The 24816-nt window shown below is 61.8% G+C and carries 24 protein-coding genes; 12 read left to right on the forward strand and 12 right to left on the reverse strand.

The window, feature by feature from the left end; all coding sequences use genetic code 11:
• Positions 1-70: 70 nt before the first annotated feature.
• From argJ to ribA, 4 genes are all read left to right on the forward strand, one after another.
• On the forward strand, positions 71-1291 hold the full coding sequence (gene argJ, locus ACESMZ_RS05495) for a bifunctional glutamate N-acetyltransferase/amino-acid acetyltransferase ArgJ (RefSeq protein ID WP_372955849.1): 1221 nt from the start codon (positions 71-73) through the stop codon (positions 1289-1291).
• Between the two features lies 1 nt (position 1292).
• The gene (locus ACESMZ_RS05500; RefSeq protein WP_372972319.1) at positions 1293-2270 is read left to right on the forward strand and encodes a Nudix family hydrolase; all 978 of its coding nucleotides are present in this window, start codon (positions 1293-1295) and stop codon (positions 2268-2270) included.
• Entirely contained in the window at positions 2267-2743 is a 477-nt protein-coding gene (gene moaC, locus ACESMZ_RS05505) for a cyclic pyranopterin monophosphate synthase MoaC (protein WP_372955851.1), read from the forward strand. The genes ACESMZ_RS05500 and moaC overlap by 4 nt, the downstream gene beginning before the upstream one ends.
• Before the next feature lie 333 nt (positions 2744-3076).
• Complete coding sequence (ribA, locus tag ACESMZ_RS05510) at positions 3077-3688, forward strand: GTP cyclohydrolase II (protein ID WP_372955852.1); 612 nt, start codon at positions 3077-3079, stop codon at positions 3686-3688.
• Positions 3689-3747: 59 nt separating this feature from the next.
• Here ribA and dxs read toward each other — a convergent pair whose 3' ends face one another.
• The 4 genes from dxs to ACESMZ_RS05530 form a co-directional block, all read right to left on the reverse strand.
• Positions 3748-5676: a 1-deoxy-D-xylulose-5-phosphate synthase gene (gene dxs / locus ACESMZ_RS05515; RefSeq protein ID WP_372955853.1), complete on the reverse strand. Its 1929-nt coding sequence runs from the start codon at positions 5674-5676 to the stop codon at positions 3748-3750.
• A 104-nt stretch (positions 5677-5780) separates the two neighbouring features.
• On the reverse strand, positions 5781-6680 hold the full coding sequence (locus ACESMZ_RS05520) for a polyprenyl synthetase family protein (protein ID WP_372955854.1): 900 nt from the start codon (positions 6678-6680) through the stop codon (positions 5781-5783).
• 2 nt (positions 6681-6682) lie between these two features.
• Positions 6683-6949, reverse strand: coding sequence for an exodeoxyribonuclease VII small subunit (locus ACESMZ_RS05525; protein WP_372955855.1), 267 nt, complete (start codon positions 6947-6949; stop codon positions 6683-6685).
• Between the two features lie 134 nt (positions 6950-7083).
• Positions 7084-7869, reverse strand: coding sequence for an NRDE family protein (locus ACESMZ_RS05530; protein ID WP_372955856.1), 786 nt, complete (start codon positions 7867-7869; stop codon positions 7084-7086).
• A 128-nt stretch (positions 7870-7997) separates the two neighbouring features.
• On the opposite strand from ACESMZ_RS05530, the gene ACESMZ_RS05535 reads away from it, so the two are divergent.
• The 4 genes from ACESMZ_RS05535 to ACESMZ_RS05550 all read left to right on the forward strand — a co-directional run bounded on the left by ACESMZ_RS05535 (position 7998) and on the right by ACESMZ_RS05550 (position 11456).
• On the forward strand, positions 7998-8780 hold the full coding sequence (locus ACESMZ_RS05535; protein ID WP_372956045.1) for a sulfite exporter TauE/SafE family protein: 783 nt from the start codon (positions 7998-8000) through the stop codon (positions 8778-8780).
• A 9-nt stretch (positions 8781-8789) separates the two neighbouring features.
• On the forward strand, positions 8790-9578 hold the full coding sequence (gene lgt, locus ACESMZ_RS05540; protein ID WP_372955857.1) for a prolipoprotein diacylglyceryl transferase: 789 nt from the start codon (positions 8790-8792) through the stop codon (positions 9576-9578).
• Positions 9575-10414: a thymidylate synthase gene (locus ACESMZ_RS05545; RefSeq protein WP_372955858.1), complete on the forward strand. Its 840-nt coding sequence runs from the start codon at positions 9575-9577 to the stop codon at positions 10412-10414. Before lgt ends, ACESMZ_RS05545 begins: the two co-directional genes overlap by 4 nt.
• Positions 10415-10943: 529 nt before the next feature.
• A complete protein-coding gene (locus tag ACESMZ_RS05550) occupies positions 10944-11456 on the forward strand; it encodes a dihydrofolate reductase (protein ID WP_372955859.1) in 513 nt (170 codons plus the stop codon).
• On the opposite strand, the gene ACESMZ_RS05555 is transcribed toward ACESMZ_RS05550, so the two are convergent.
• Positions 11444-12949, reverse strand: coding sequence for a DEAD/DEAH box helicase (locus ACESMZ_RS05555; protein ID WP_372955860.1), 1506 nt, complete (start codon positions 12947-12949; stop codon positions 11444-11446). The two genes, ACESMZ_RS05550 and ACESMZ_RS05555, sit on opposite strands and share 13 nt — an antisense overlap.
• A 378-nt stretch (positions 12950-13327) precedes the next feature.
• On the opposite strand from ACESMZ_RS05555, the gene ACESMZ_RS05560 reads away from it, so the two are divergent.
• Positions 13328-14113 carry an acyl-CoA thioesterase gene (locus tag ACESMZ_RS05560; protein WP_372955861.1) on the forward strand — a complete coding sequence of 262 codons (786 nt, stop codon included), beginning with the start codon at positions 13328-13330 and terminating at the stop codon, positions 14111-14113.
• A 17-nt stretch (positions 14114-14130) separates the two neighbouring features.
• Here ACESMZ_RS05560 and ACESMZ_RS05565 read toward each other — a convergent pair whose 3' ends face one another.
• From ACESMZ_RS05565 to ACESMZ_RS05575, 3 genes are all read right to left on the reverse strand, one after another.
• Positions 14131-15027, reverse strand: coding sequence for a haloalkane dehalogenase (locus ACESMZ_RS05565; RefSeq protein WP_372955862.1), 897 nt, complete (start codon positions 15025-15027; stop codon positions 14131-14133).
• Positions 15028-15143: 116 nt separating this feature from the next.
• Entirely contained in the window at positions 15144-15395 is a 252-nt protein-coding gene (locus ACESMZ_RS05570; protein ID WP_372955863.1) for a hypothetical protein, read from the reverse strand.
• A gap of 180 nt (positions 15396-15575) precedes the next feature.
• Positions 15576-15917 (reverse strand): hypothetical protein, encoded by a 342-nt coding sequence (locus tag ACESMZ_RS05575; RefSeq protein WP_372955864.1) that lies wholly within the window; start codon positions 15915-15917, stop codon positions 15576-15578.
• A gap of 205 nt (positions 15918-16122) precedes the next feature.
• Here ACESMZ_RS05575 and ACESMZ_RS05580 point away from each other — a divergent pair, with 205 nt between their 5' ends.
• On the forward strand, positions 16123-17196 hold the full coding sequence (locus tag ACESMZ_RS05580; protein ID WP_372955865.1) for an AI-2E family transporter: 1074 nt from the start codon (positions 16123-16125) through the stop codon (positions 17194-17196).
• Between the two features lie 75 nt (positions 17197-17271).
• Here ACESMZ_RS05580 and ilvD read toward each other — a convergent pair whose 3' ends face one another.
• Complete coding sequence (gene ilvD, locus ACESMZ_RS05585; RefSeq protein ID WP_372955866.1) at positions 17272-19107, reverse strand: dihydroxy-acid dehydratase; 1836 nt, start codon at positions 19105-19107, stop codon at positions 17272-17274.
• Between the two features lie 316 nt (positions 19108-19423).
• On the opposite strand from ilvD, the gene ACESMZ_RS05590 reads away from it, so the two are divergent.
• Both ACESMZ_RS05590 and ACESMZ_RS05595 read left to right on the forward strand, forming a co-directional pair.
• The gene (locus tag ACESMZ_RS05590) at positions 19424-20674 is read left to right on the forward strand and encodes an HDOD domain-containing protein (RefSeq protein ID WP_372955867.1); all 1251 of its coding nucleotides are present in this window, start codon (positions 19424-19426) and stop codon (positions 20672-20674) included.
• Positions 20675-20676: 2 nt separating this feature from the next.
• A complete protein-coding gene (locus ACESMZ_RS05595) occupies positions 20677-21276 on the forward strand; it encodes an LON peptidase substrate-binding domain-containing protein (RefSeq protein ID WP_372955868.1) in 600 nt (199 codons plus the stop codon).
• Positions 21277-21300: 24 nt separating this feature from the next.
• Here ACESMZ_RS05595 and ACESMZ_RS05600 read toward each other — a convergent pair whose 3' ends face one another.
• Genes ACESMZ_RS05600 through ACESMZ_RS05610 form a run of 3 tightly spaced genes read right to left on the reverse strand, consistent with a single transcriptional unit; the run spans position 21301 to position 24751 of the window.
• A complete protein-coding gene (locus tag ACESMZ_RS05600; RefSeq protein WP_372955869.1) occupies positions 21301-22749 on the reverse strand; it encodes a bifunctional DedA family/phosphatase PAP2 family protein in 1449 nt (482 codons plus the stop codon).
• Positions 22749-23744: a GGDEF domain-containing protein gene (locus ACESMZ_RS05605; protein ID WP_372955870.1), complete on the reverse strand. Its 996-nt coding sequence runs from the start codon at positions 23742-23744 to the stop codon at positions 22749-22751. The genes ACESMZ_RS05600 and ACESMZ_RS05605 overlap by 1 nt, the downstream gene beginning before the upstream one ends.
• The gene (locus ACESMZ_RS05610; RefSeq protein ID WP_372955871.1) at positions 23741-24751 is read right to left on the reverse strand and encodes a GGDEF domain-containing protein; all 1011 of its coding nucleotides are present in this window, start codon (positions 24749-24751) and stop codon (positions 23741-23743) included. Before ACESMZ_RS05610 ends, ACESMZ_RS05605 begins: the two co-directional genes overlap by 4 nt.
• Positions 24752-24816: the final 65 nt, after the last annotated feature.

Below are 24816 nucleotides of genomic sequence, written 5' to 3' on the forward strand. Positions count from 1 at the left end.
GGCTGCGGGTTTTTTTATCCTGAATCACGAATTCCGGCGGCGCCAGAAAGTGCCGCCCAAGGAGACGATTATGGCGGTAGGTCCCGCGACATTGCCCGAGCATTTTTTTCCGGTAGCCGGAGTCAGGCTGGGAATCGCCAGCGCCGGCATCAAGAAACCCGGTCGTAAGGATGTGGTGGTCATTGAGCTGTCCGGGGGCAGCCGGGTGGCTGGTATCTTCACCACTAACCAGTTCTGTGCGGCGCCTGTGCATGTGGCCCGGGCCCACCTGGATGAGGGTGAGCCCCGTTATCTGCTGATCAATACAGGCAACGCCAACGCGGGCACCGGTGAGCGTGGCATGCGTGATGCCCGGACCTGCTGCGAAGCCCTGGCGCAGGAGGCGGGGGCCCGGGCCAACTCGGTACTGCCGTTCTCTACCGGCGTCATTGGCGAACCCCTTCCGGTGGAGAAGATCGTCAGCGCCCTGCCGGCCGCGCTGGCGAATCTGTCTGCAGAGCACTGGGCCGAAGCGGCCGCCGGCATCATGACCACGGATACGCGCCCCAAGGGGGCTACCCGTCAGGTCGAAATTGATGGCAAGACCATCAATATCTCCGGTATCAGCAAGGGCGCTGGGATGATTCGTCCCAATATGGCCACCATGCTGGGCTTTATTGCCACGGACGCCTCTATCTCGCCCCGGGTATTGCAGAAGCTGTCCAGTGAGCTGGGTGAGACGTCCTTCAACCGCATTACCATCGATGGCGACACCTCCACCAATGACGCCTGCATGCTGATTGCCACCGGAGAGGCGGGTGCTGGTGTAGCGACCGTCGAGAGTGAACACTACCCGGTGCTCAGGGACGCATTGAATGAGGTCTACATGGAGCTGGCCCATGCCATCGTCAGGGATGGCGAAGGCGCCACCAAGTTTGTCACCATCGAGGTGGCCGGCGCCGCTGGTCAGAAGGAGGCGCTGGATGTGGCCTATACTGTGGCCCACTCGCCGCTGGTGAAGACCGCCCTGTTTGCTTCCGACCCGAACTGGGGGCGTATCCTGGCCGCTGTCGGGCGGGCAGGTGTGGAAGGGCTGGACCTTGAGGCCATCGAGATTTTCCTGGGCGATGTATGCCTGGTGAGAAACGGCGGCCGCGCGGACGATTATACCGAGGAGCGGGGCCAGGCAGTGATGGACCAGCAGGAGGTCACCATTCGCATTGACCTCAAACGGGGCCGTATCGAAGAGCGGGTATGGACCTGTGACTTCTCCCATGACTACGTCACCATCAATGCCGAGTACCGAACCTGAGATGACCGGGTCATCGCGCAAGCTGGTCCATGTGGCTGTCGGTGTAATCTGGCGCGAGGGGCAGGTGCTTATTGCCCGGCGCCCGCTGAGCGCCCACCAGGGCGGTCTGCTGGAATTTCCGGGTGGTAAGGTGGAGCCGGGGGAAACGGTGCAGCAGGCACTGGCCAGGGAGCTGCTGGAGGAAACCGCTGTCACGGTAAACCCTGGCAACCTGCAGCCACTGATTGGTATCCGCCACGATTATGGCGACAAGGAAGTGTTCCTGGATGTCTGGGAGGCCCGGGTATCTTCCGGAGAGCCCAGGGGCCTGGAAGGCCAGCCGTTGTTCTGGCAGCGACCGGGCGAGCTGCTGGCCAGGGACTTTCCGGCGGCCAACCGGCCCATCATCGGGGCGATCCGGTTGCCGCGAACACTTGCCATCACCGGAGATGAACTTCAGGCTGGTCCGGCGGCCGAGCGTTGTATCCACGGCCGGAGCGGGTCCGGTGATGGTATGGTTGTGCTGAGACTGCCATCACTGACACCTGAGGCGTACACTGAAGCATTAGGGCGATGTCTGGCGGGTTTGTCGGCGACCTCCCTGGTGGTTCATGATCGTCCGGAACTGGTGGCGGACCTGCCGGTAGCAGGCGTTCATCTGAGTTGGCGGAGAGCAGCCGGGCTCCGCCAGCGACCCGTACCGGAGGAACGCTGGTTCGGCGTTTCCTGTCACGACGGTGATGAGCTGGCCCATGCGGCGGCTATCGGTGCAGACTATGCGACCCTGGGGCCGGTTCTACCGACCCCTTCCCATCCGGGTAACCCGGGCATGGGCTGGGAGCGGTTTGTCAGGCTGGCCGGACAAGCGGTCATCCCGGTCTATGCCCTTGGCGGTACCGGTCCGGAACATCTTCAGACGGCGATACAGGCCGGAGCGCAGGGCATCGCGGGGATCTCCTGGTGGTGGCCGGCGTACAACACTGATTCGGAGGCACAATGAGTAAACTGACCCACCTGGACGAACAGGGCGCGGCCCGTATGGTGGATGTGGCCGACAAGGCAGTGACTCAGCGGGAAGCCATTGCGGAAGGTCGTATTCTGATGGACCCGAAAACCCTTGCCATGATTTTGGATGGGGAGCATCCCAAGGGGGATGTGCTGGCGGTGGCCCGGGTCGCGGGTATTATGGCGGCCAAGAAAACCCATGATCTGATTCCTTTATGCCATGCCCTGAACCTGTCGTCAGTGAAGCTGGCGTTTACGCCGGAGCAGGAGCCGTCATCGGTTCATGTCGAGGCCCGCTGTAAGTTGTCCGGACAGACCGGCGTCGAGATGGAGGCCCTTACCGCCGTGAGTGTGGCGGCGTTGACTCTGTACGATATGTGCAAGGCGGTGGACAAGGGGATGGAGATTACCGGGGTGCGGTTGCTGGATAAGAAGGGCGGCCGCAGTGGGCATTGGCAGGCTGGTTGATCGCGAACTTCCAAGGTGCTTCGGGCATTGGGGCAAACCGGGAATTCAGTGACTGGCGGCCACCGCGTAGCTGTTTTCGGGACACGCCGTGAATCCGTCCCTGGAGGCTCCTCAAAAAGGTCCCTCTTTTTGAGGGTCCCGAAAACAGCTACGCGACACCCGCCTCGATCATCGGAGCAGGGCATCTGAAAGAGCCTAATCAACGTAAAGGACCAAGTGTCAGATAGCTCACATGAACGCCGTCGTGACGCGTAAGTCATCTTGAACTACGCCGGGTGGCCGCCATCTGCTAGAATGCCCCGCTTACTGAACCAGCACTCATGAGGAACCACTGTGGCTGTTCGCTACATCCAGACCTGTCGCCTGCCTACCCCTTTCGGTGTTTTTGACATGCACGGTTTCGAGGAACCGGATACCGGCAAGGAGCACGTTGCCCTGACCCTGGGTGATCTGAACAGCGACGAGCCCATGCTGGCTCGCACCCACTCCGAGTGCCTGACCGGCGATGCCCTTTACAGCATGCGTTGTGACTGCGGATACCAGCTCGAAGAGGCGTTGCGAAGCATCGCCCGGGAAGGTCGCGGTATCCTGATGTACCTGCGTCAGGAGGGTCGCGGTATTGGTCTGCTGAACAAGATCCGGGCCTACAAGCTGCAGGATGAGGGGGCGGATACCGTTGAGGCCAACGAGCGTCTGGGCTTTGCCGCTGACCTGCGGGACTACACCATGTGCAAGGACATGCTGGGTCACCTTGGAATCAGTAGCCTGAAACTGATGACCAACAACCCCCGCAAGGTGGACTCGCTGCGGTCTCTGGGAATCGATATCGTAGAGCGGGTACCCCTGCATGTCGGGCGTAACCCCCACAACGAGCATTACCTCAACACCAAGCAGAGCAAGCTGGGTCACTGGCTGGAGACCCACCAGGACGACGACCCGGAATAACCGGGCTTGTCCCCGCTATCAGCCCCTCACCATCAGTCTTGTTGGTACCTGGTCATGCCTCAGGGGGCTGCCTTAAGGTCAGGCTTGCGACCAATCAACCGCTGCCGGATAGAAGCCTCAATACCCGCAGCATCCAGCCCCACTTCCGCCAACAGCTCGCCGTGCTTGCCATGATCGACATAGTGGTCCGGTAAGCCCAGTTGCAATACCGCCTTTGCCATACCTTCCCGGTTCAGGAATTCGGTCACCGCACTCCCCGCACCGCCGGCAATGGCGTTCTCTTCCAGGGTGACCACCACATCGTGGGTATTCACCAGTTCCGTTACCAGGGCCTCGTCGAGGGGCTTCACGAAACGCATGTCAGCAACCGTGGCATTGAGCCGGTCGGCGGCCTCCAGCGCGGCTGAAAGGCGAGTGCCGAAGTTCAGAATGGCCACCGACTCCCCCTCGCGCACGATGCGACCACGGCCAATGGGTAGCGGCTGGAGTTGCTGCTCGATAGCCGCGCCCGGTCCCGTCCCCCGGGGATAACGAACCGCTGCAGGGCCATCGTACATCAGCCCGGTCTGCAGGAGCTGGCGGGTCTCGTTTTCATCCGACGGTGTCATGACCACCATATTCGGAACGCAGCGCAGGTAACTCAGATCAAAGGAACCGGCATGGGTGGGCCCGTCCTCGCCCACCAGGCCGGCCCGGTCGATGGCGAAGAGTACATCCAGGTTCTGGATCGCCACATCGTGGATCAGCTGGTCGTAGGCCCGCTGCAGGAAGGTGGAATAGATGGCGACCACCGGTTTGGCGCCATCACAGGCGAGACCGGCAGCCAGGGTGACCGCGTGTTGCTCGGCAATGGCAACATCATGGTAACGGTCCGGGAAGCGCTCCGAGAACGCCAGCAGGTCCGACCCCTCGCACATGGCAGGGGTGATGCCGACGATACGCTGATCCTGCTCGGCGGCGTCACACAGCCACTGACCGAACACGTTGGCATATTTTGGCTGTTTCGGTTTGGGTGTGACCGGCTCCGGTTTGTTCGCCGGTACTGGCTCGATCTTGTTGATGGCGTGATAACCGATGGGATCTTCTTCAGCCGGGGCGAAACCCTTGCCTTTACGGGTCACCACATGGAGGAACTGTGGGCCGCCCAGCTCGCGGATGTTCTCAAGGGTTTCCACCAGCAGCGGCAGGTCGTGGCCATCAATGGGACCGATGTAGTTGAAGCCCAGTTCCTCGAACAGGGTGCCCGGAGCAATCATGCCCTTGAAGTGCTCTTCGGTCTTGCGGGCCAGGGCCATCAGTGGTGGCGCCGCCTGCAGGACCCGTTTGCCGCTGTCCCGCATCTGGTTGTAGGTGCGGCTGGAAAGCAGGCGGGCGAAGTAGTTGGACAGGCCGCCCACATTCTTGGAGATAGACATATCGTTGTCATTGAGGATGACCAGCATGTCCGCGTCCAGATGTCCGGCATGGTTCAGGGCCTCAAAGGCCATGCCTGCGGTCATCGCCCCATCACCGATCACCGCGATGCTACGACGGCCACTCTGCTGCTGACGGGCAGCCAGGGCCATGCCCAGGGCAGCACTGATGGAGGTGCTGGAGTGGCCCACGCCAAATGTGTCGTACTCGCTTTCCGAGCGCTTGGGAAAGCCGGCAAGGCCGCCTTTCTGACGGATGCTGCCCATCTGCTCCCGGCGTCCGGTGAGAATCTTGTGGGGATAGGCCTGGTGGCCCACGTCCCAGACCAGCCGGTCTTCCGGAGTATTGAAGACATAGTGCAGGGCAATGGTCAGTTCCAGTACCCCCAGCCCGGCGCCGAAATGGCCGCCGGTCTGACCGACGGTCCACAGCAGGAAGGCCCGCAACTCCCGGGCCAGCGCCGGCAGCTCTTCATCCGACAGCAGGCGCAACTGGTCGGGCGCGTCAATGCGGTCCAGCATCGGTGTGTGGGGCCGCTGAGCGGGAATTTCCTTGAAAATATATGTGTCCTGCATCCGTCCGGGTCTTGTGTCGGTGACTTCAGGGTTGCCGGGTATGTCTCACCGGTCGGCAACCCATCGGGCTAAAGGGGGCATTATAGGTCATGGAGCAGGGGGTTTCAGTAGCGTCGTGACACCACGAATTCGGCCATGCCCCTGAGGGCGTCTGCCTCGGGACCGAACCCCGACAGGTTGTCCTGGCACTGGGTCAACAGTGTGGCAAGATAGGCCCGGGCACCGTCAACCCCCATCAGCGCGGGGTAGGTGGGTTTGCTGCGGGCCGCATCCGATCCCTGGGGCTTGCCGATAACGCTGGTATCGCCTTCGATGTCCAGCAGGTCATCCTGAACCTGGAATGCCAGGCCAATGGCGCGGGCGTAATGGTCAAGTGGCTCCTGGTGCGACGGCCGAGCAGCGACCGCCGATACTGACAGTACACCCAGTCGTACGCTGGCTTCGATCAGTGCGCCAGTCTTGCGGCGATGCATCTGCTCAAGTTGCTCCAGCGACAACGCCTGTCCGACGGCGCCCAGATCGATGGCCTGGCCGCCAACCATGCCGGCACTGCCGCTGGCTGTTGCCAGCGTCTGAACCATGGCAAGCCGGGTCTCCGCGGGTAATACAGTGTCGCCGGCCAGCCACTCGAAGGCCAGTGCCTGCAACGCGTCACCGGCCAGGATGGCGGTGGCCTGATCGAAGCGGATATGAGTGGTGGGTCTGCCACGGCGAAGGTCATCGTCATCCATGGCTGGCAGGTCATCGTGGATCAGCGAATAGGCATGAATCAGCTCCACCGCACAGGCGGAAACCAGTGCCTGTTCCGGTTGGCCGCCGACCGCACAGGCCGCCGCCATGGCCAGCGCCGGGCGTATGCGCTTACCACCCCCAAGCACACTGTATCGCATGGCCGCGTGCAGGCGGTCTGGCTCCTGCCCGATTGGCGGCAGGCGTTGCTCCAGCGCATTGTCGGTCAGTGAGGCACAGGTGGCGAGAAAATCTTCGGTACGTGCGCTGGGCATGGTCAGCCTGGCTCCCCGCCATCTTCCGGCGGGTTGAAAGGCCGGGTTTCGAGGGTGCCGTCCTCCCGTTCTACCAGTTGCTGCACACGCTGCTCTGCCTGGCGCAGGGCCTGCTGGCACTCACGAGTCAGTCGCACACCGCGTTCAAAGGCGCCGAGGGACTGCTCCAGGGAAAGCTCGCCCTGTTCCAGGTCCCGCACCAGGCCCTCGAGTTCGGCCAGGGATTTTTCAAAATCGGCGATGGATGTGGTGTCCGGGGTGTCAGCCATAGGGCTCTCCGTCAGGTTCACGAAGCGGTATCGGGCGTCTTGTCAGACGCGCTGTATGCGCCTGGTGGTATCCCTTCCAGGACACCGGTTGAGGGCAGTATACCAGAGCGATCCGCGCTGCCGAACCTCGAACATCAGTGTTCCCCGGCGGGTGCCTGTTGCCAGTTGAAATGCTGGCGCTCTCCCGCAACGCCACCCCGTCCCCATTGTTGTTCGGTCACCCGGACTTCACCACTGAGGGCGACAGTGACCACGGTGCTGGCCCGGGTGCCGTAGAACTCCGATGCGATGAACGGCGATGACAGGAAGCGCTCCTGATCCAGGCCGATGCCGGTGTCCGGCAACAGGTGGTCGGGTGCCGGCGTACTGTCACCGAGGGGGCCGAGAAGCGCTTCATGCAGTGCCTCCGGATCTTGCGGATCGCAGCCGGCCAGGGTGGCCCGGAGTTGCTCGCGCAGTCTCACCAGTTTTGGCCAGGGGCTTTGCAGCAGATGGTTGCTTAGGCCATAGGTACCGCGGTGGAGGCTGCGGCCCGGGTGGGCGTCGCGGTTACTGTAATACCAGCCTTTCCCGCCTGCGAGCCGGACCAGGTTAAAGCCGGCGTAGAGATCGCCATGGTCGGCAAGGTGCTGTGTCAGCTCATCCGCTGGCTGGTCCAGTGCCAGTAACGGCAGCTTGCCGCGGGTCAGTCGCCCCGGCTCACCGCTACCCTCCCGCACATTGGTCACAGCGGTGACCGCAGCATCCCGGGATACGGCCAGCCAGGTACCGCCAGAACGGTCGTCCCGGCCGGCCAGGCATTGGTTATCCGGCCACCAGTGCATGGGTGTTGTCGGGCGGTCATAGAACTCATCCCGGTTGGCGGCCAGCACCAGCGGAAATTCCGGGTGCTGGTCCAGGGCGAACAGTATCAGGCACATAGGGCTCCCGTGACGACAGCAAAGACAGGGCAGGCGCAACCTCCCCTCGGGGCGGTGATTGGCCACCGGCGTTTGTGTATGATACACGCTTTGTTTTTCAACGGACGGCGGTGCTCATGTCCCTGGTAATGGTATTCGGGCTTTATCTGGCCCTTGGTGCACTCGCCGGCACCCTGGCAGGCCTGTTTGGTATCGGTGGCGGTCTGGTTATCGTACCGGTGCTGATTTTCAGCTTTGGGCTGCAGGGCATCAGCGGCGAGATTGCCGCTCACCTGGCGGTAGGTACGTCCCTGGCGACGATTGTGTTTACGTCCATCAGCTCTGTTCGCTCACATCACCTCAAAGGTGCGGTGCGCTGGGAAGTGTTCCGGCCCATGGTGGTGGGTATTGTGGTGGGCGCAGCGCTCGGCGCCTGGACCGCGTCGCTGTTGAGTGGCCCGGTGCTGGAACTGGTGATCGGTATCTTTGTCATTGTGGTGGGCATCAAGATGCTGCTGGACATCAATCCGAAAACCGCCAGACCGGTGCCTGGCCATGGTGGCCTGACCGTTGCCGGCGGTGTGATTGGCTGGGGGTCCGCCATATTCGGTATCGGGGGAGGTACACTGACGGTTCCTTTCCTTAGTTGGCGCAGCGTGCCCATGCAGCAGGCCGTAGCCACTTCGGCGGCCTGTGGTTTGCCCATTGCCATTGCAGGGGCCACCACCAACCTGTGGACCGGCTGGGCGCATCCGGCATTGCCTGATTATGCTGTCGGGTTCGTGTATCTGCCGGCGCTCATCGGTATCGTGGCCACCAGCGTCTTGTTCGCCCGTTTCGGTGCCATCCTGGCCCACCGCCTGGATGCAAAGTTACTCAAGCGGCTGTTCGCCGTACTGTTGCTGATCGTCGGCGCCCGTTTTCTTCTCTGAGGTTCTTCCATGCTCAATCACCCCCAAATAGATCCGGTGGCCATCTCCCTGGGGCCGCTGAAGATCCACTGGTACGGACTTACTTACCTGGCCGGCTTCGCGGTCGGCTGGTGGCTGGGCAAGGTTCGTGCCCGCAAGGACTGGACGCCGGTAAGCGAACAGCAGGTGGGTGACCTGCTGTTTTATATCGCGCTGGGGGTAATTCTGGGTGGCCGGTTCGGTTACGTGGTGTTCTATAATTTCGACCAGTTTCTCGGCGACCCGCTCTGGCTTTTGCGGGTGTGGGAAGGGGGAATGTCATTCCATGGTGGCCTGATCGGCGTCATGCTGGCCATGTGGTGGTACGGTCGAAAGATTGGCAGCAGCTTCTTCCGAATTGCGGATTTCGTCGCGCCACTGGTACCTGTTGGACTGGGTGCCGGCCGGATCGGCAATTTCATTAATGGAGAGCTGTGGGGCAAACCAACGGATGTGCCCTGGGGAATGGTCTTCCCGCAGGCTCCGGATGCCCTTGCGCGGCACCCCTCGCAGCTATACCAGTTTGCCCTGGAAGGCGTCGCCCTGTTTGTGGTGCTGTGGCTGTTCTCTTCAAAACCCCGTCCAACCATGGCCGTCTCCGGACTGTTCCTGATACTTTATGGATGCTTCCGGGTCATCAACGAGTTTTTCCGTCAGCCGGATCCGCAGCTCGGTTACCTGGCCTTTGACTGGCTCACTATGGGGCAGCTGCTGTCCCTGCCGATGATCATCGCTGGCATTGTGCTGATGGTGTTTGCGTACAGGGGCGTTAAATCATGAAAGCCTATCTTGATCTGATGAAGGATGTGGTGGCTAACGGCACCGACAAGGGTGACCGTACCGGCGTGGGTACCCGCTCGGTGTTCGGCCGCCAGTTGCGGTTCGACCTGGAGCAGGGCTTTCCTCTGCTCACCACCAAGAAGGTACACCTGCGCAGCATCATCTATGAGCTGCTATGGTTCCTGCAGGGCTCAACGGACAATAACTGGCTGCGGGAGCGAAAGGTCACTATCTGGGACGAATGGGCCCTCGATAATGGTGATCTGGGGCCAATCTACGGAAAACAATGGCGCAGCTGGCAGTGCCCGGACGGTCGGGTGGTTGACCAGATCAGCGAGGTCATCGAGCAGATCCGCACCAAACCGAACTCCCGGCGTCATATTGTGACAGCCTGGAACCCGGCGGAACTACCGGATGAGTCCATGGGCCCGCAGGACAACGCCCGGGAAGGGCGAATGGCGCTGGCACCCTGCCATTGTCTGTTCCAGTTCTATGTGGCTGACGGGCGCTTGTCCTGTCAGCTGTATCAGCGCAGTGCGGATCTGTTTCTTGGGGTGCCGTTCAATATCGCGTCCTACAGTCTGCTGACCCATATGATTGCGCAACAGTGTGACCTGGAGGTGGGGGAGTTTGTGCACACCTTTGGTGACTGTCACCTGTACCAGAATCATCTGACGGATGACATTGTGTTTGAGCAGCTCAAGCGTAAGCCAGGACGGTTGCCCACGCTGCGGATTTTGCGGAAGCCGGATTCGATTTTCGAGTATGAGTATGAGGACTTCGAGATCGAGGGGTATGAGCCGCAGGGTATGATTAAGGCGCCTATTGCTGTTTAGTTTCGCGGTTATAGCATCTTTATGGCTTACGCCGGCTATCCTCGTTTTAAACCGGAAACCTGGTGCCCACGCAAGGCCAGCTGGTGACCCTTTCCGGAACACGCCGCAAGTTGGCCTTTATAGTCTGTGTTAGCTAACGGTTGAGTTTTGCTAGCCCGCGGGGCGTGGCGAAGGCGCGCAAGCAGCCGGGGCCTTTTTCTGAAACACGCCGTGGATACGTCCTTGTAGGCTCTTCAAAAACGTCCCTGTTTTTGAAGGTTTCAGAAAAAGGCCCCGGCAACTTGCACACCCAAAGGTCCCAGTAGGATTATCCGCGCTCGTTATGTCGCAGCTGAGGTTTACGGGTTACAACGTTGTTCGCCTCTTGAGAGGTAACTCCATTGCGTCAGGACAGATGCCGGGTGGGTTGTTTCGGAACCTTCAAAAACAGGGACGTTTTTGAAGAGCCTACAAGGACGTATTCACGGCATGTTCCGGAACGCCCTACCCGGTAGCTGGTCCTTGCACCAGACCATAAAGGCCTGAAAAGATGAGAAAAGCCCTGATCGTAGCCATGTCCCGCAACCGGGTCATCGGCCGTAATAACAAATTGCCGTGGTATTTGCCGGGAGACCTGAAGTATTTCAAGCAGGCCACCATGGGGAAGCCCATTATCATGGGCCGGAATACCTGGGAATCCATTGGCAGGGCGCTGCCAGGGCGTCTCAACATCGTGGTGTCGTCACAGGAACTGGAGTTACCCGCCGGGGTGGCAAAGGTAGAAACTCTGGAGGAAGCCTTCCGGATGGCGGAAGCACAGGCGACGCTGGATGGCGTGGATGAGGTGATGGTGATCGGTGGCGGCCAGATTTACGAGGCGGTGTTACCCGAGATCGACCGAATCTACATTACCCAGGTCCATGCCGAGATAGACGGCGATGCCTTCTTCCCGGAAATCGACCTGGAGCAATGGCAGGAAATCGGACGGGAGGATTTCTCCGCGTCCGACCACAATCCCTACGACTACAGCTTTGTCGTTTACCAGCGGCCTCAGTCTGCCTGACGGCGCTTGGCCGGCTTGAAGCCGTCGCGCTTACCGCCCGGCTTTCCTCCGGGCTTGTTGCCGCGATACCCGCCCGGCTTGCCACCAGGGCCACCCTTACGGAAATTGCTGCGCTTGCCGCCCGGTCCACCCTTACCCCGTGGTGGGTTGGCTGAGGGAACCGGAAGCTCTGAAGGGGTTTCCAGCGGCAGGGAGCCCGGTTGGGCAGACTCCATCCAGCAGGCGAGGGCCCCGGCCAGCATGGCCATGTCCATATCATTGCGCTCGGCGATATCGTCCAGCAGGCCCATGGCCTTGGCGAGTTTGCCGTCTTCAGTAAAGCCCATCAGCTGACTTTCGAACTGCTCCTGGCGGAGCTTCTGCAGTGCCGCCGGGGTGGGTAGTTCGTAGGGCTCCATGGGCGAGTTGGTGGCACGCTCCAGGGTGCGCAGCCAGCTGCGCTCACGGGGGGTTACCAGCAGGATCGCCTTGCCGGCGCGACCGGCGCGGCCGGTGCGGCCCACCCGGTGAATGTACGCTTCACTGTCGTAGGGTACATCGTAGTTGATGACGTGGGTGATCCGCGGTACGTCCAGGCCTCGCGCCGCTACGTCGGTTGCGACGATGAGGTCCTTCTTGCCCCGCTTGAGGTCCTCTACCGTCTGTTCACGCTGGCGCTGATTCAGGTCGCCGTTGAGGGGCGCTACGGAATGACCACGGGCCGCCAGCTTTTCTGCCAACAGGGTAGTTTCTGCCTTGGTGCGCACGAAGATAATCGCCGCGTCGATCGGCTCTACTTCCAGGATGCGGGTCAACGCATCCAGTTTACGCTCGCCGAAGGTGGGCAGTACGAACTGGGCGATCCGCTCAACAGTGCGGGTTTCGCTCTTGATTTTGACTTCCCGGGCGTCGCTCAGGTAGGTATTGGCAACCCGGGAGATGGCCGGCGGCATGGTGGCCGAGAACAGGGCCCGCTGGCAGCTGTCAGGAATAGTGGCCAGAATGGCTTCGACGTCGTCGATAAAGCCCATGCGAAGCATCTCGTCCGCTTCGTCCAGCACCAACGCCTTGAGGTTGTTGAGTTTCAGCTTGCCGCGACGCAGGTGGTCCAGCAGGCGACCCGGGGTGCCGACGATGACCTGGGAGCCCCGGTTCAGGGCCTTGAGCTGGGGCGCAAAATCCGCGCCGCCATATATAGGCAGTACGTGGAGCTGACGGAAGCCGCTGGCGTAGGTGGTGAACGCTTCTGCCACCTGGATGGCCAGTTCCCGCGTCGGTGTCAGTACCAGGATCTGGGTGGACAGGTCGTCGGCGTCGATACGGCTGAGCAGCGGCAGTGCGAAAGCGGCGGTCTTGCCGGTACCGGTCTGGGCAACACCCAGCAGGTGATGGCCTTCCAGCAGAATAGGGATGGCCTGGGCCTGGATCGGAGACGGGGTTTCATAGCCAACGGTACGGATAGCTTCAAGCACGGCCGGGTCGAGGCCGAGTTCAGCAAAGGTTTTTTCAGACATTCAATTACCTGGTATTCGGGGTGGGGGAGCCAAAAAACGAGAGGCCGGTTACCGTCTGCAACCGGGAAAGCGCGGGCTCCTGAAGCTACCGGCTGAGCGCGTCGGGGTAGCCTGATGAACCTTCGACGGCTCGCGAACCCCATAAACCCGGCTGGTATCGTCACGGACCGGTCGCCAGTGGGCGTTTTTGTCCGTGGGTCTTGGCCATCCTGATGATGACGGGGCGCAGTATACGCGGTTGGCGGCAGCTTTTATAGCGCTGCGGCCGGTCCGGCGGTAGGTAATTGCCGGTGCGACTTGTGTCCCGGCGGGCTTTGGGGCAGTCTTTGGGGTTTATATAATACGCATCCTCATCAAATAACCGGAGACACCACTGCGATGAATCTCGAGGAAATCCTGGCATCGGCGGCGAACAACGAAGTTACTATTCCTGCTATCTGGGCCCAGGGACGGGCCACCTTCGGGGGGCTCACGGGCGCCCTGGCCTGTGAGCGGATGCAGTCCGTGGTCACTCCGGGGCGCCCGCTGCGGGCCATGCAGGTATCCTTTGTGGGACCGGTTGAGCCGGAAGTTCCGGTTACCCTGGAGGTGGAACTGCTGCGGGAAGGTAAAGCGGTGAGCCAGGCCATGGTAAGAATGGTGCAGGCGGGCACCACCCGGCTGGTGGCAATGGGCGCCTATGGCAGTGGGCGTGAGTCCGTGGTCAGTGTGGCACCTCACCCGGCTCCGGAAGCCCCGGTCCCTGAAGAGTGTGAGCCGACGCCCTTTATAAAAGGTCGGATGCCCGACTTCGCGCAGTTTATCGAGATGCGCTGGTGTTTCGGCAGCCGTCCCTTTACCGGTGAAAAGCATCGGGATATGGGTGGCTGGATGCGCTTCCGGGAAACGCCTTCGAGGCTGGATGACCCCGCCATTGTAGCCCTGATTGACGCCTGGCCACCGGTGCCCCTGTCCCACCTCACCGAATTCGCCCCCAATAGTTCTCTGACCTGGTCAGTAGAGATGATGGATCCCCGTCCGGCCATCGAGGTGGATGACTGGTTGATGTACCGGGCGGAGATCGACAAGGCGGACGACGGCTATGCCAACACCCATGCCCAGATCTGGAATCGGCAGGGGGAACTGGTGGCCATCAGTCGCCAGACCGTAACCGTCTTCGGGTAAGTCAGGGACGCCGTCGATCAGGCTGCCAGGCTTGGTCGGCAGGCGTCGATGATGACCCTGGCGAAGCTGTCCGCGGCGTCCTCCTGAAGGAAGTGACCGCCGGAAAGTGTGATATGGGGTTGCCCGAGGGCGCCCGGTATCTTTCGCTGCAGCGGCCGGTGGCCGCCACGGGAGCCGGAGTCCGAGTCACTGAAGCAGGTGATAAACGGTTTTTGCCAGCCCTCCAGGAAGCGCCACAGACGCTGGCGGTTGAGGCCTTTATGGGACTGCCCCAGGTTGCCGGCGAACGAGCGTGCGCCTGCCTTGTAGCGATCGCTGGGAAAGGGGGCATCGTAGGCCTCCCGTTCCGCCCGGGTAAGGGGGCGTGTTGTCCCCAGCTGGATCAGCTGGGGCACCGGGAACCAGGGGCTGTAACGGGCAAATATCTGCCAGACGCCACCGGCGGGGGCCTGACTGTCATCTGCCCGCGGAACCACGGCATTAGCCGCAATGATGCGACTGAACCGGTCCGGCTGCCGCATGACCAGAGCCAGGGCCAGCAGTGAGGTGCGGTTCTGGCAGACCAGAGTCACGTTGCTCAGCTCCAGAGCCAGCAGCCACTGTTCCAGCCAGTCCAGGTGTCGATCAAAGGAATAGTCCTGCTGGCTGTCCGGCTTGTCAGACCTGCCGAACCCGATCAGGTCAGGCGCCAGGGCACGCAGCCCCGCCCCTGCCACCAGTGGTATCATGTGCCGGTACAGGTATGACCACCCGTGTTCGCCATGGAGAAGTACCACCGGCGCAGCATTTTCCGGGCCGTGGTCCACATAATGAAGACGAAGCGGCGATTCTGTGCCGACCTCGACATAACGGGGCTGGAAGGGAAAGTCCGGCAGATCCCGAAACCGGGACTCGTCGGTTCTTAGAATACGCATACCATCGACTGCTCTGGCTGATTGCAAGCGTGTCCGGAGGACTTGATGGGAACCAGCTTAGAGCAGATGGCAGCTTTTTGTGTGGGCTTTACGTAACAGAGCGTTATTGAATTGAATCAGACTGCGATACGGTTCTGGTCATGGTGCCAGTCTCCGGCACGCATGGCTTCATCGCAGCAGTTTACCGCGCCGCAGTCATCCGCCGAGCACAGTCCGATGGTGTCACAGGGCAGGTCATAGCGATTATCGCCTGCGTTGGCAAAGATCCGCTTTGCCGGAAGAATGGACTGACAATGGCCGCACAGGAGAGTAGGTACGGTACTATTTTCGGCCAATCGCGCAATGTAGAAATCGTGATATTCACTCATGGTTGCTCCTTGTTTTCATGTCCTTGTCGGGTACCTGGTCCGTGATCGCTGGTCAGACCAGAGGCGCACCGGTTACACAATAGGGCCTTGATATGACAATTAAAGGTCCTTTCCCCGCTGTTTGTACGTCAGGGCCATTAAAGCTGGTTCACTTTCGCTGGAATGCCCTGACAGGCCGGCTCAGGATTCGGGCGGCAACGGGCGGCGGTTGGAGCGTTTATCTTCCCAACTCAGGCCTCTCGGATCATACCAGCCCAGGTCCCGTAGCACCTGGTCACGAGTCCGGGGCGACAGGGTGTCCCAGAGTATCTCGAAGGCCTGCACCGCACGGTCCCGCTGACGCCGTTGCCGGCTGCGCAGGCGGGCGATCAGCTGGGGCAACCGCAGGGCGTCCCCCAGTTGTCCCGGCACCAGTACTTCCTGCCCCATCACCTTGCGGCGATGGGTTCGCCTGGCCAGCACGGCGGCGAGCGCTTCGGCTGCCTGTAATGCGGTTTCTTCGTTGAAGTCGTCGCCTGTCACTGATCCGACCTTAAAGAAAGCTTCGGGTTCCAGGGGTAGTCCGTATCTTGATGATCCACGAGGACCAGTCCCGGAAATTGAATAGCTGGTCTTTAACAGCTATACCCCAACCGATTACTATACCCTGCCGGAGGCGGAACTGGCCACGCCGGAGGCGCGGTAACGCACGCGCCCACAAGCCCCTCACACAAAGGAATGCTGTCTGATGAAGTACGAAAGCCTGGAGCGCTGGACCTTTCTGGGAAGCCTGTTGCTGGTTTCGCTAGCCTTCCTTTTCCTGTTGAAGCCCTTCTTTGGCCCGATCTTCTGGGCCGTGGCCATCGCACTGATTTTCCACCCGGTCCGGCAGCGCCTGGCCGGGCGCATGGGCAACCGGCCAAACCTGGTGGCGTTCGTTACCCTGATGATCTGTATGGTGATTGTCATTATCCCGGTGATGGTGCTGATTTCCTCGCTGGTCGCTGAAGGCCTGGCGGTCTATCAGAAAATCCAGGACGGGGATATCCGCCCCGGCGAGTACCTTGACCAGGTCAACCAGTCGTTCCCGGCCATAGAGGCTTTCCTGTCCCAGTTCAACCTGGACTTCTCTGCCCTGCGGGACCGGCTGGTTTCCGGGGTTGCCGGCGCCAGCCAGTTTCTGGCGAAGCAGGCCCTGGGGCTTGGTCAGAATACCTTTCAGTTTTTCCTCAATCTGGCGCTGATGATCTACCTGGCATTCTTCCTGTTGCGGGACGGTTCACGGTTGGTGGACCTGTTAATTCAGGCGCTGCCGCTGGGGGATGACCGTGAGCGGTTGCTGTTTGCCAAGTTCGCGGAGGTTACCCGGGCCACAGTCAAGGGCAACCTGCTGATTGCCATTATTCAAGGTGCCCTTGGGGGGCTGATCTTCTGGGTTCTGGGTATCACCGGGGCCCTGCTCTGGGGGGTGGTCATGGCCATCTTCTCGCTGCTACCGGCGATCGGTGCAGCGGTGGTATGGGTGCCCGCGGCGATTTACCTGGCGGCGGTGGGAGACTATGTTCCGGCGATCATTCTGACGGCATACGGGGCCATCGTCATTGGTCTGGCCGACAACCTGTTGCGACCGATCCTTGTGGGCAGGGATACCAAGCTGCCGGATTACATTGTGCTGCTGTCCACCCTGGGCGGGCTGGTCATGTTCGGCATTAACGGATTCGTGATGGGGCCGCTGGTGGCGGCGCTGTTCATGGCATTCTGGGGAATCTTCATACGGGAGTTCAGTGAGGAGGAGCCGGTACTTTCGCCTCCGGACAAGTAATTCCGCGTATGGGCGGATGAACACCAGCTTCCGGCCGCCGGGAGCGGAAGCTGGTGTTGATGTGCTGGCGCTGAATCAGTCCAGTTTGGACAGGTCCCGTACAGCGCCCTTGTCGGCGCTGGTGGCCAGCAGGGCATAGGCCTTCAGGGCAGCTGAAACCTTGCGTACCCGGGGCGCTGCCGGCTTCCAGCCGCTGACGTCGCGCTGTTCCCTGCGACGGTCCAGTTCATGCTGGTCAATTTCCACGTTGATGCTGCGATTGGGAATATCGATGCGGATCAGGTCACCGTCCTCGATCAGGCCGATGGCACCGCCAGCTGCTGCCTCCGGTGAGGCGTGGCCGATGGACAGGCCCGAGGTACCGCCGGAGAACCGGCCATCAGTCAACAGTGCGCATTCCTTGCCCAGCCCCTTGGATTTCAGGTAGCTCGTGGGATAGAGCATTTCCTGCATGCCGGGCCCACCTTTCGGCCCTTCGTAGCGAATGATGACTACGTCGCCGGATTTCACCCGGTCGCCAAGGATGCCTTCAACCGCAGCGTCCTGGCTCTCGAAGACCCGCGCAGGCCCTTCAAACACGTAGATACTTTCGTCCACGCCGGCGGTTTTCACCACGCAGCCGTCCCGGGCAATGTTGCCATACAGAACGGCCAGACCACCCTCGGATGAGTACGCATGTTCCACGGAGCGGATACAGCCGTTTGCCCGGTCACCGTCCAGTGACGGCCAGCGGGTGCTCTGGCTGAAGGCTACCTGGGTGGGCACACCGCCCGGACCGGCCTTGTAGAATTCCACCACCTCCGGAGTCGGGTTGCGCATGATATCCCACTTGTCCAGGGCTTCCGCCATGGTGCGGCTGTGCACGGTGGGCAGGTCGGTGTTGATCAGTCCGCCGCGCTCCAGCTCCCCGAGAATCCCCATAATGCCGCCGGCCCGGTGTACATCTTCCATGTGATACAGCGGGGAGTTGGGGGCCACCTTGCACAGCTGGGGCACCTTGCGGGAGAGCTGGTCAATTTCGTTGAGGGTGAACGGTACGCCGCCTTCCTGAGCCGCAGCGAGCAGGTGCAGGATGGTGTTGGTGGAGCCGCCCATGGCGATGTCCATGACCATGGCATTCTCGAACGCCGCCATCGAGGCAATGCTCAGGGGCAAAACACTGGCGTCGTCCTGTTCGTAATAGCGGCGGGCGTTCTCCACAATCTGGCGTCCGGCCCACAGGAACAGACGTTCCCGGTCGGCGTGGGTGGCCAGGGTGGAGCCGTTGCCGGGCAGGGCCAGGCCGATCGCTTCGGTCAGGCAGTTCATGGAGTTCGCCGTAAACATGCCGGAGCAGGAGCCGCAGGTGGGGCAGGCGCTGCGCTCGTATTCTTCCACCTGTTCGTCGCTGGCGTTGGGGTCCGCCGCGATCACCATGGCGTCCACCAGGTCCAGCTTGTGTTCCGACAGTTTGGTCTTGCCGGCCTCCATGGGGCCACCGGAGACAAAAATGGTGGGAATGTTCAGGCGCATGGCCGCCATCAGCATGCCGGGAGTGATCTTGTCGCAGTTGGAAATGCATACCAGGGCGTCGGCACAGTGGGCATTGACCATGTATTCGACGGAGTCGGCGATGATCTCCCGGGATGGCAGGGAGTAGAGCATGCCATCATGGCCCATGGCGATGCCGTCGTCCACGGCAATGGTGTTGAACTCCTTGGCGACGCCGCCGGCGGCCTCGATTTCCCGGCAGACCAGCTGACCGAGGTCCTTAAGGTGAACATGCCCGGGTACGAACTGGGTGAAGGAGTTGGCAACGGCAATAATGGGCTTGCCGAAGTCATCGTTTTTCATCCCGGTGGCTCGCCAAAGGGCCCTGGCCCCCGCCATGTTGCGGCCGGCGGTTGAGGTGCGTGAACGATAGTCTGGCATGGCTGGTCTCTCGTTATATTCAGCTGTCAGTTGACGCCCGGCTTGACCGCGGCAGGGTTATTCCACAGGCATGAAATAACGGGCCGGGCGGGTTGCGGGCGGGATGCAAACCGTTGAGGATACCAGATTAACGGCGTATCGGATGGTTGTTTTCGTCGGTACTATTTACAATACTTTACAAACCGGGCAACCGATCCCGGAATGGCCTGGACATCAGCAGACGCTGGCCGCCGCAGCCGGGTATCCGGCCCTGGTGTCCGCTTTGGAACTGCTTTCCGGGATGTTGGTTTGCGCTGTCCGGAACATGGAGTTGTAAATGACTGTTCGAGAAAATCTGGCACTGAGCCGGCTCAGGGAGTTTCACCCACTCAACCGCCTCACCGATGAGCAACTTGTGGTGCTGGTCAGCCGGGCCGAACGGCGGGTACACCGACCCGGGCAGCGTATTCTCGAACGGGGCGCCCGTGATGGCATGGATTTCTTTCTGCTCAAGGGGGCCGTGGAGCTGGTCGCTGCCGATGGGCGCCAGACAACAGTGAATGCCGCAACGGACAAGGCTGCAACCGCCATAGCGCGCCTGCAGCCGCGGATGTTCGATGTTACTGCAGTTCAGCCCTGCGAATTCCTGGTGATCGAGCAAGCCGTGCTGAACAAGTTGCTTCAGGCGGCTCCGCTTGAGCACACCGATGACCATGGCAGCGGCGACGCGGACGCCGATGACGGGCACCGGTTGCTGATGGAGTTCTACGCCGAACTGAAGTCCAACCAGGTCAGCCTGCCAAGCCTGCCGGATGTGGCCTGGAAAGTGCGCCGGCTGGCGGACCGGGAAGACTCCTCCGCCGATGACATCGCCCGGGCCCTGACAGCAGATCCGGCCATGTCGGCCAAGCTGGTCCGGTCTTGCAACAGTGCCCTGTACCGGGGATTCAGCGATGTGCGCAATGTTCGTGACGGGGTGGTCCGGCTGGGGGTGAAAACCACCCGGCAGCTGGTGACCGTATTCGCCATGCGGGAAGTATTCCGCAGCCGGCACCCCGAGTTGCAAAAGGCGATGGACAGACTGTGGCGCGAGGCCCGTACCGTGGGCGCCCTGGCCTATGTGCTGGCGGAGTCCGCAACCCGTATTGAGCCGGAAGAGGCCCTGCTTGCGGGCTTGCTCCACAACATCGGTGCGGTTCCGGTGCTGGTTCACTCGGAATACCATCCGGCGCTTCTGGCGAGCCCGTCTGCCCTGGAGGAGGCCATGGCCGAGCTGCAGTCCGATATCGGCGCCGCCATCCTGGAAAACTGGCACTTTCCGCCGGCCTTTGTGGAAGCTGCCCGTCACGGGGATGACTGGTTCTACGAGTGCGCCGAGGAGCGGCCCCAGCTGGTCGACCTGGTGATCGTGGCCCGGCTACACGCCCGTATATCGCAAGGGCAGAGCGAGGGGCTTCCCGAGTTCGAGCAGGTGCCTGCCTATCGCCGGCTGGGCGCACTGGAACTCAGCGCGTCCCGCAGCCTCAAGCTGCTGGAGACAGCCCGGGAGCGACTGGATGAGCTGCAGCGCCTGCTGGCGGGGCATTGATCATGGCCTCAGCTGAGAACGAGTCGCTTGACCACGTTCCCCTGTTCCCCCTGAACGCTGCAGTGCTCCCCGGCGGGCGGATTCCGCTGCAGCTCTTCGAGCCCCGTTACCTGGATATGCTGGCCGGGTGTTTGCGGGAGCAGCGGGGATTCGTGGTGGTGTTATTGCGGGAAGGCAGCGACGTTGGCAGCCAGGCAGTGTTCTACGATATCGGCACCTATGTGCGGATCGTGGACTTCCAGCAGCTGGATAACGGCCTGCTGGGCATTACCGCCGAGGGCCTGTGGAAAGTCGCAGTCAATCGCAGCTGGCGGGCGCCGGATGGTCTTAACCTGGGGGATGCGGAACGCCTGCCGGAAGAGCCGGAAGACGTACTGCCGTCCGGTCATTCGGAGCTGGCCGCCGTGCTTCGTGCCCTGTTGCGGCACCCGGTTATCAACAAGCTTGATCTCAGTGTGGACTTCAGCAGCGCCCGGGAGGTGGGCTGGCGGCTGACGGAACTGTTGCCCCTGGACAGCCAGGAGAAGCAGCGTCTGCTGGAAATCCAGGATCCCCTGCAGCGGCTGGACCGGCTGTCTTCCCTGCTGGACGCCATGGACTGACCACACCGTCACGACGGGCATTCATCAGCCGGCAATGGAGTAGGCAAGTCGCGCTGCCGGCCACTGCCACCACAGATATCCGGCAAGAAACATACCCCATAACACCATCGCGAGAACCGTGAACACATCGAGTGCCAGCGGGGTGCGGTCATAACGGCTGTAGCTCGCCCGTACCAGGCCGCAGATGGCCAGCCCCAGTAGCAGCCCGCCGATGACATCGGTAAGCCAGTGAACCCCCAGCGCCACCCGGCTGGTTGCGACCAGCACCATGGGGATACTGAACAGCAGGTAAACCCGCCACCTTCGGGATGGTCGCCACTCCCGGGCCACGAAGGCCGCAGCGATACCGATGAAAACCGTAATACCGGTGGCATGGCCACTGGGGAAGGCAAAGCTCGACGGCGGCTCGCTGACCAGAGTGGGGCGGGCCACAGCCAGGCCGTTCTTCAGCAGAGTCACACTGACCGATGTGAGTGCCAGGGCGGCCACCAGATGAAGGGCTGCGCTGTAGTAGCCCCGGATGAGCAGGGCCGCGGCCATCAGCAGTCCTCCGGCAACCAGCACCGGGGGGTCCCCTGACAGGGTCAGCAGAACCAGTGCCGGGTCGGTTAGTGGCGACCGGAGCAGGTCCGTCAGGTCTCCGAAATAGCGGTCAAGCGGAAGCAAAAGGTCGGTGCCCTGACTGAACAGGGCCCACAGGATGAAGATGCCCGTGGCACCAAGCGCGAGGCTGAGGGAAGCCAGCGGAAACTCCCCGCCCTCGGCCGGGCGTTCGCTGTAGAGTGCTCGCCAGAACCGGTGGGTGGTGTTGTAGCGGGTCGTGGCCTTTTCCAGCCACTGGTAGAACCGGCTGTTGCTGCGCAGGCCCAGTTGCAGCCTCACGAACAGCAGCCAGGCAACCAGTACGACGGCGGTTCCGCCGGCGCCCAGGGCGTAGAGTGCCGGCGGTATGGGCTCAGGCCCTGCGAGCGCGGACCCCACCGCAAATCCCGGTATCAGGTAAAAAGGCGACCAGGCCAGCGCGGAGGCAACATTAACAAAGACGAAGCGCCGTGTGGGCATATTGAACGCGCCGGCAACCATGGGGATGAACGGCCGTACCGGGCCCACAAAGCGTCCGATAACCACGCTCTTGCCCCCATGTAGGGCGAACAGGTTTTCCGCCCGGCGAACCATCAGCGGGTGTCGCCGGAAGGGCCATACCTGATGCAGGCGGCCCTGCAGCCGCCGGCCCAGCCAGAAGCTCAGCAGGTCGCCAGCAATGGCACCGGCCGCGCCCCAGGCCAGGATGTGCAACAGGGGGGTGCCGGTCTGACCGGCGAGCATCGCCACGGCGAAGAGAATGGCAACGCCGGGGACCAGTATGCCCGCCACCGCAAGAGACTCCAGCAGAGCTGTGGCGAAGACCGCAGAAGTGAGCCAGCCCGGGTGGGCAGCCAGCCACTGGGTCAGGTCCTGGATCATTGGCTGCATCAGGCTACCTGGCGGGAGTCCGCACTGAACCAGACGTGATCATGGCCGCGGCGACAGGCTTCCTCCAGGGCGTCCGTGGCGCGCTGGCGCAGGCGTTCTCCCAGAGTGTCTTGGCTGACATGGGTGGTCGCACCCATGCTTACCGTCATACGGCCCACCTGGGGCCAGGTCGCTTCGGCGATACTGCGGCGTATCCGCTCCGCCGTAACCCGGGCGCCTTCCTCGGGTGTGAATGGCAGGATCAGGCAAAAGCGACCCTCGCCGAGAAAATACAGTGTGTCGCCGGCCCGGATGAGTGTGAAGAGGTGCTCCGCCAGCCGGCGGTACAGCAGCGACATCTGCTCCCGCCCCAGCATGTCGCTGATCTGGTCGCGATGGTCTATGTCCATCATCAGCACGGACACCGGGTGGGCAGTGGCCTTCGCCCGGCTGATTTCCTTCTGCAGGGTCTCGTCCAGAAAGCGGGCATTATGGGCGCCGGTGAGCGGGTCGATAATCGCCAGGTCTTCGGCGGACTGGGCCATGTGGTCATAGTACCAACTGGCCAGCCCGGCAGTGGCTACCAGCAGTGTTAGCGCCGTAATGGCGGGCAGGCTCTCGCTGGCGGGCAGTTGCCAACCCAGCACCAGGGCCAGCAGGACGGCGAAGGGCAGTGTGAGCTTTATGGCCTGGCGCAGTGGTAGCACCAGATAGGCCAGGACAAGCACCGGCAGGCTCCAGAAAACACCATTGTCGCCAGCTAACAGTGCACCTGCCAACGCCATCCCGTGCAATGCCAGGAGCATCGGCAGATGGCCCCGGGCCCGAAGCTGATAGCGGCTGACGGCCAGGGTGTAGGCGCACCCTCCCAGGCTGATGGCGCTCAGGCTGGCTGCCGGGTAGAAAAGGGGGTAGAAGCCGTAACGCAGGTTCTGCAGGGCGAGCAGGGCAAAGACCGCGGCACTTAGCCCATAGGCCAGCGCGCTGGTCAGCGTTCTCAGTCGGGTTTCCGTCACGTCGCCGGGCTCCTTTCGGTATCCGGTGGCGGGGTGTGTGACCAGGTGCTCCAGGTCTGCACCCGGTTACCGCCTTTCTTCTGGGCGCTCTGCAGGGCGCTGGCCACGGCCTGCTGCAGGGTATCGGCGTTGTCACCGATGTTCAGGCCCGCCACACCGGCACTCACTGTAACCTGCAGTCCATGGGACTCAAGCAGCGATATCAGGCCCAGGCGGAGTTGCTCTGCCCGTTTGCTGGCTCCCGCGGTGGCCATTCCGGGAAGAATGATCAGGAACTGCAGGTCCGCTACCCGGTACCAGGTATCGAACTCCCGCAACCGGGAATGCAGGTATCGGCCGATCCGGGGCAGCAGTGCCTGCAGGTCCGTATCGGTGTCGGGTTCGCTGAGGTGGGTGTCAAGGCCCAGCATGACCACCGACAGGTCAAGGCCCTCCCGTTCGCTCCGCTGTATTTCCTTGTACAGGTCGGCAGTCAGGTAGGTACGGCTGGCGGCCTGGGTAAGTTCGTCCGAGCGCCGCAGTGGTGCGATCTGGCGGGATTTGTAGTGCCACAAGAGGAAAAACACGCCAGCCAGGCTGGTGGTCAGGACCAGGGGGGCAATGATCTGGTGACGAACCGGGTTGCCAGCAAGGGCGCCGAGACCGGCAAGGATCACCGCCATGGTGATGATTGTCAGCGGAACCCCGGTGCGGACCGGAAGCAGTCCAAGGATGATCAGCGGGAGGGTGAACAGCCAGTAATGTAACGAGGAGGACCCGAGCCAGAGGCCGGTGACTAGTACCAGCGCCAGGGTAAGAACCAGTAGCTGATTCAGCAACTGCCAGCCCCGGCCAATGTGCGGGCGGGGCAGGGCAGGACTGGTCAGAATAATCCCGGAGCTGACCAGCGCTGCCACGGCGGCCGTATAGTCCCCGGTGACCAGGCAGAAAGCGGACAGAGCCAGCAGGGCCAGAATGCCTAGCCAGGCCAGTCGGCTCAGTACAAATCGCTCGGCCTTCTGGGCCATGGTCACGTCCTTCCTGAAGTGGGTTCCATTGGACTGCAATGATAACATCAATGTGCCAAACGCGC

The organism is Marinobacter sp. (genome assembly GCF_041690615.1).
Classification (GTDB): Bacteria; Pseudomonadota; Gammaproteobacteria; order Pseudomonadales; family Oleiphilaceae; genus Marinobacter.

What these genes read in the sequence shown, in the direction of transcription:
- ACESMZ_RS05600 (WP_372955869.1), bottom strand. Translation starts at nt 22,749, where the DNA reads ATGCAGCCAATGATCCAGGACCTGACCCAGTGGCTGGCTGCCCACCCG.
- ilvD (WP_372955866.1), bottom strand. Translation starts at nt 19,107, where the DNA reads ATGCCAGACTATCGTTCACGCACCTCAACCGCCGGCCGCAACATGGCG.
- dxs (WP_372955853.1), bottom strand. Translation starts at nt 5,676, where the DNA reads ATGCAGGACACATATATTTTCAAGGAAATTCCCGCTCAGCGGCCCCAC.
- lgt (WP_372955857.1), top strand. Translation starts at nt 8,790, where the DNA reads ATGCTCAATCACCCCCAAATAGATCCGGTGGCCATCTCCCTGGGGCCG.
- ACESMZ_RS05595 (WP_372955868.1), top strand. Translation starts at nt 20,677, where the DNA reads ATGGCCTCAGCTGAGAACGAGTCGCTTGACCACGTTCCCCTGTTCCCC.
- ACESMZ_RS05610 (WP_372955871.1), bottom strand. Translation starts at nt 24,751, where the DNA reads ATGGCCCAGAAGGCCGAGCGATTTGTACTGAGCCGACTGGCCTGGCTA.
- ACESMZ_RS05570 (WP_372955863.1), bottom strand. Translation starts at nt 15,395, where the DNA reads ATGAGTGAATATCACGATTTCTACATTGCGCGATTGGCCGAAAATAGT.
- ACESMZ_RS05580 (WP_372955865.1), top strand. Translation starts at nt 16,123, where the DNA reads ATGAAGTACGAAAGCCTGGAGCGCTGGACCTTTCTGGGAAGCCTGTTG.
- ACESMZ_RS05590 (WP_372955867.1), top strand. Translation starts at nt 19,424, where the DNA reads ATGACTGTTCGAGAAAATCTGGCACTGAGCCGGCTCAGGGAGTTTCAC.
- ACESMZ_RS05560 (WP_372955861.1), top strand. Translation starts at nt 13,328, where the DNA reads ATGAATCTCGAGGAAATCCTGGCATCGGCGGCGAACAACGAAGTTACT.
- argJ (WP_372955849.1), top strand. Translation starts at nt 71, where the DNA reads ATGGCGGTAGGTCCCGCGACATTGCCCGAGCATTTTTTTCCGGTAGCC.
- ACESMZ_RS05545 (WP_372955858.1), top strand. Translation starts at nt 9,575, where the DNA reads ATGAAAGCCTATCTTGATCTGATGAAGGATGTGGTGGCTAACGGCACC.
- ACESMZ_RS05500 (WP_372972319.1), top strand. Translation starts at nt 1,293, where the DNA reads ATGACCGGGTCATCGCGCAAGCTGGTCCATGTGGCTGTCGGTGTAATC.
- ACESMZ_RS05550 (WP_372955859.1), top strand. Translation starts at nt 10,944, where the DNA reads ATGAGAAAAGCCCTGATCGTAGCCATGTCCCGCAACCGGGTCATCGGC.
- ACESMZ_RS05525 (WP_372955855.1), bottom strand. Translation starts at nt 6,949, where the DNA reads ATGGCTGACACCCCGGACACCACATCCATCGCCGATTTTGAAAAATCC.
- ACESMZ_RS05555 (WP_372955860.1), bottom strand. Translation starts at nt 12,949, where the DNA reads ATGTCTGAAAAAACCTTTGCTGAACTCGGCCTCGACCCGGCCGTGCTT.
- ACESMZ_RS05520 (WP_372955854.1), bottom strand. Translation starts at nt 6,680, where the DNA reads ATGCCCAGCGCACGTACCGAAGATTTTCTCGCCACCTGTGCCTCACTG.
- ACESMZ_RS05535 (WP_372956045.1), top strand. Translation starts at nt 7,998, where the DNA reads ATGGTATTCGGGCTTTATCTGGCCCTTGGTGCACTCGCCGGCACCCTG.
- moaC (WP_372955851.1), top strand. Translation starts at nt 2,267, where the DNA reads ATGAGTAAACTGACCCACCTGGACGAACAGGGCGCGGCCCGTATGGTG.
- ACESMZ_RS05565 (WP_372955862.1), bottom strand. Translation starts at nt 15,027, where the DNA reads ATGCGTATTCTAAGAACCGACGAGTCCCGGTTTCGGGATCTGCCGGAC.
- ACESMZ_RS05530 (WP_372955856.1), bottom strand. Translation starts at nt 7,869, where the DNA reads ATGTGCCTGATACTGTTCGCCCTGGACCAGCACCCGGAATTTCCGCTG.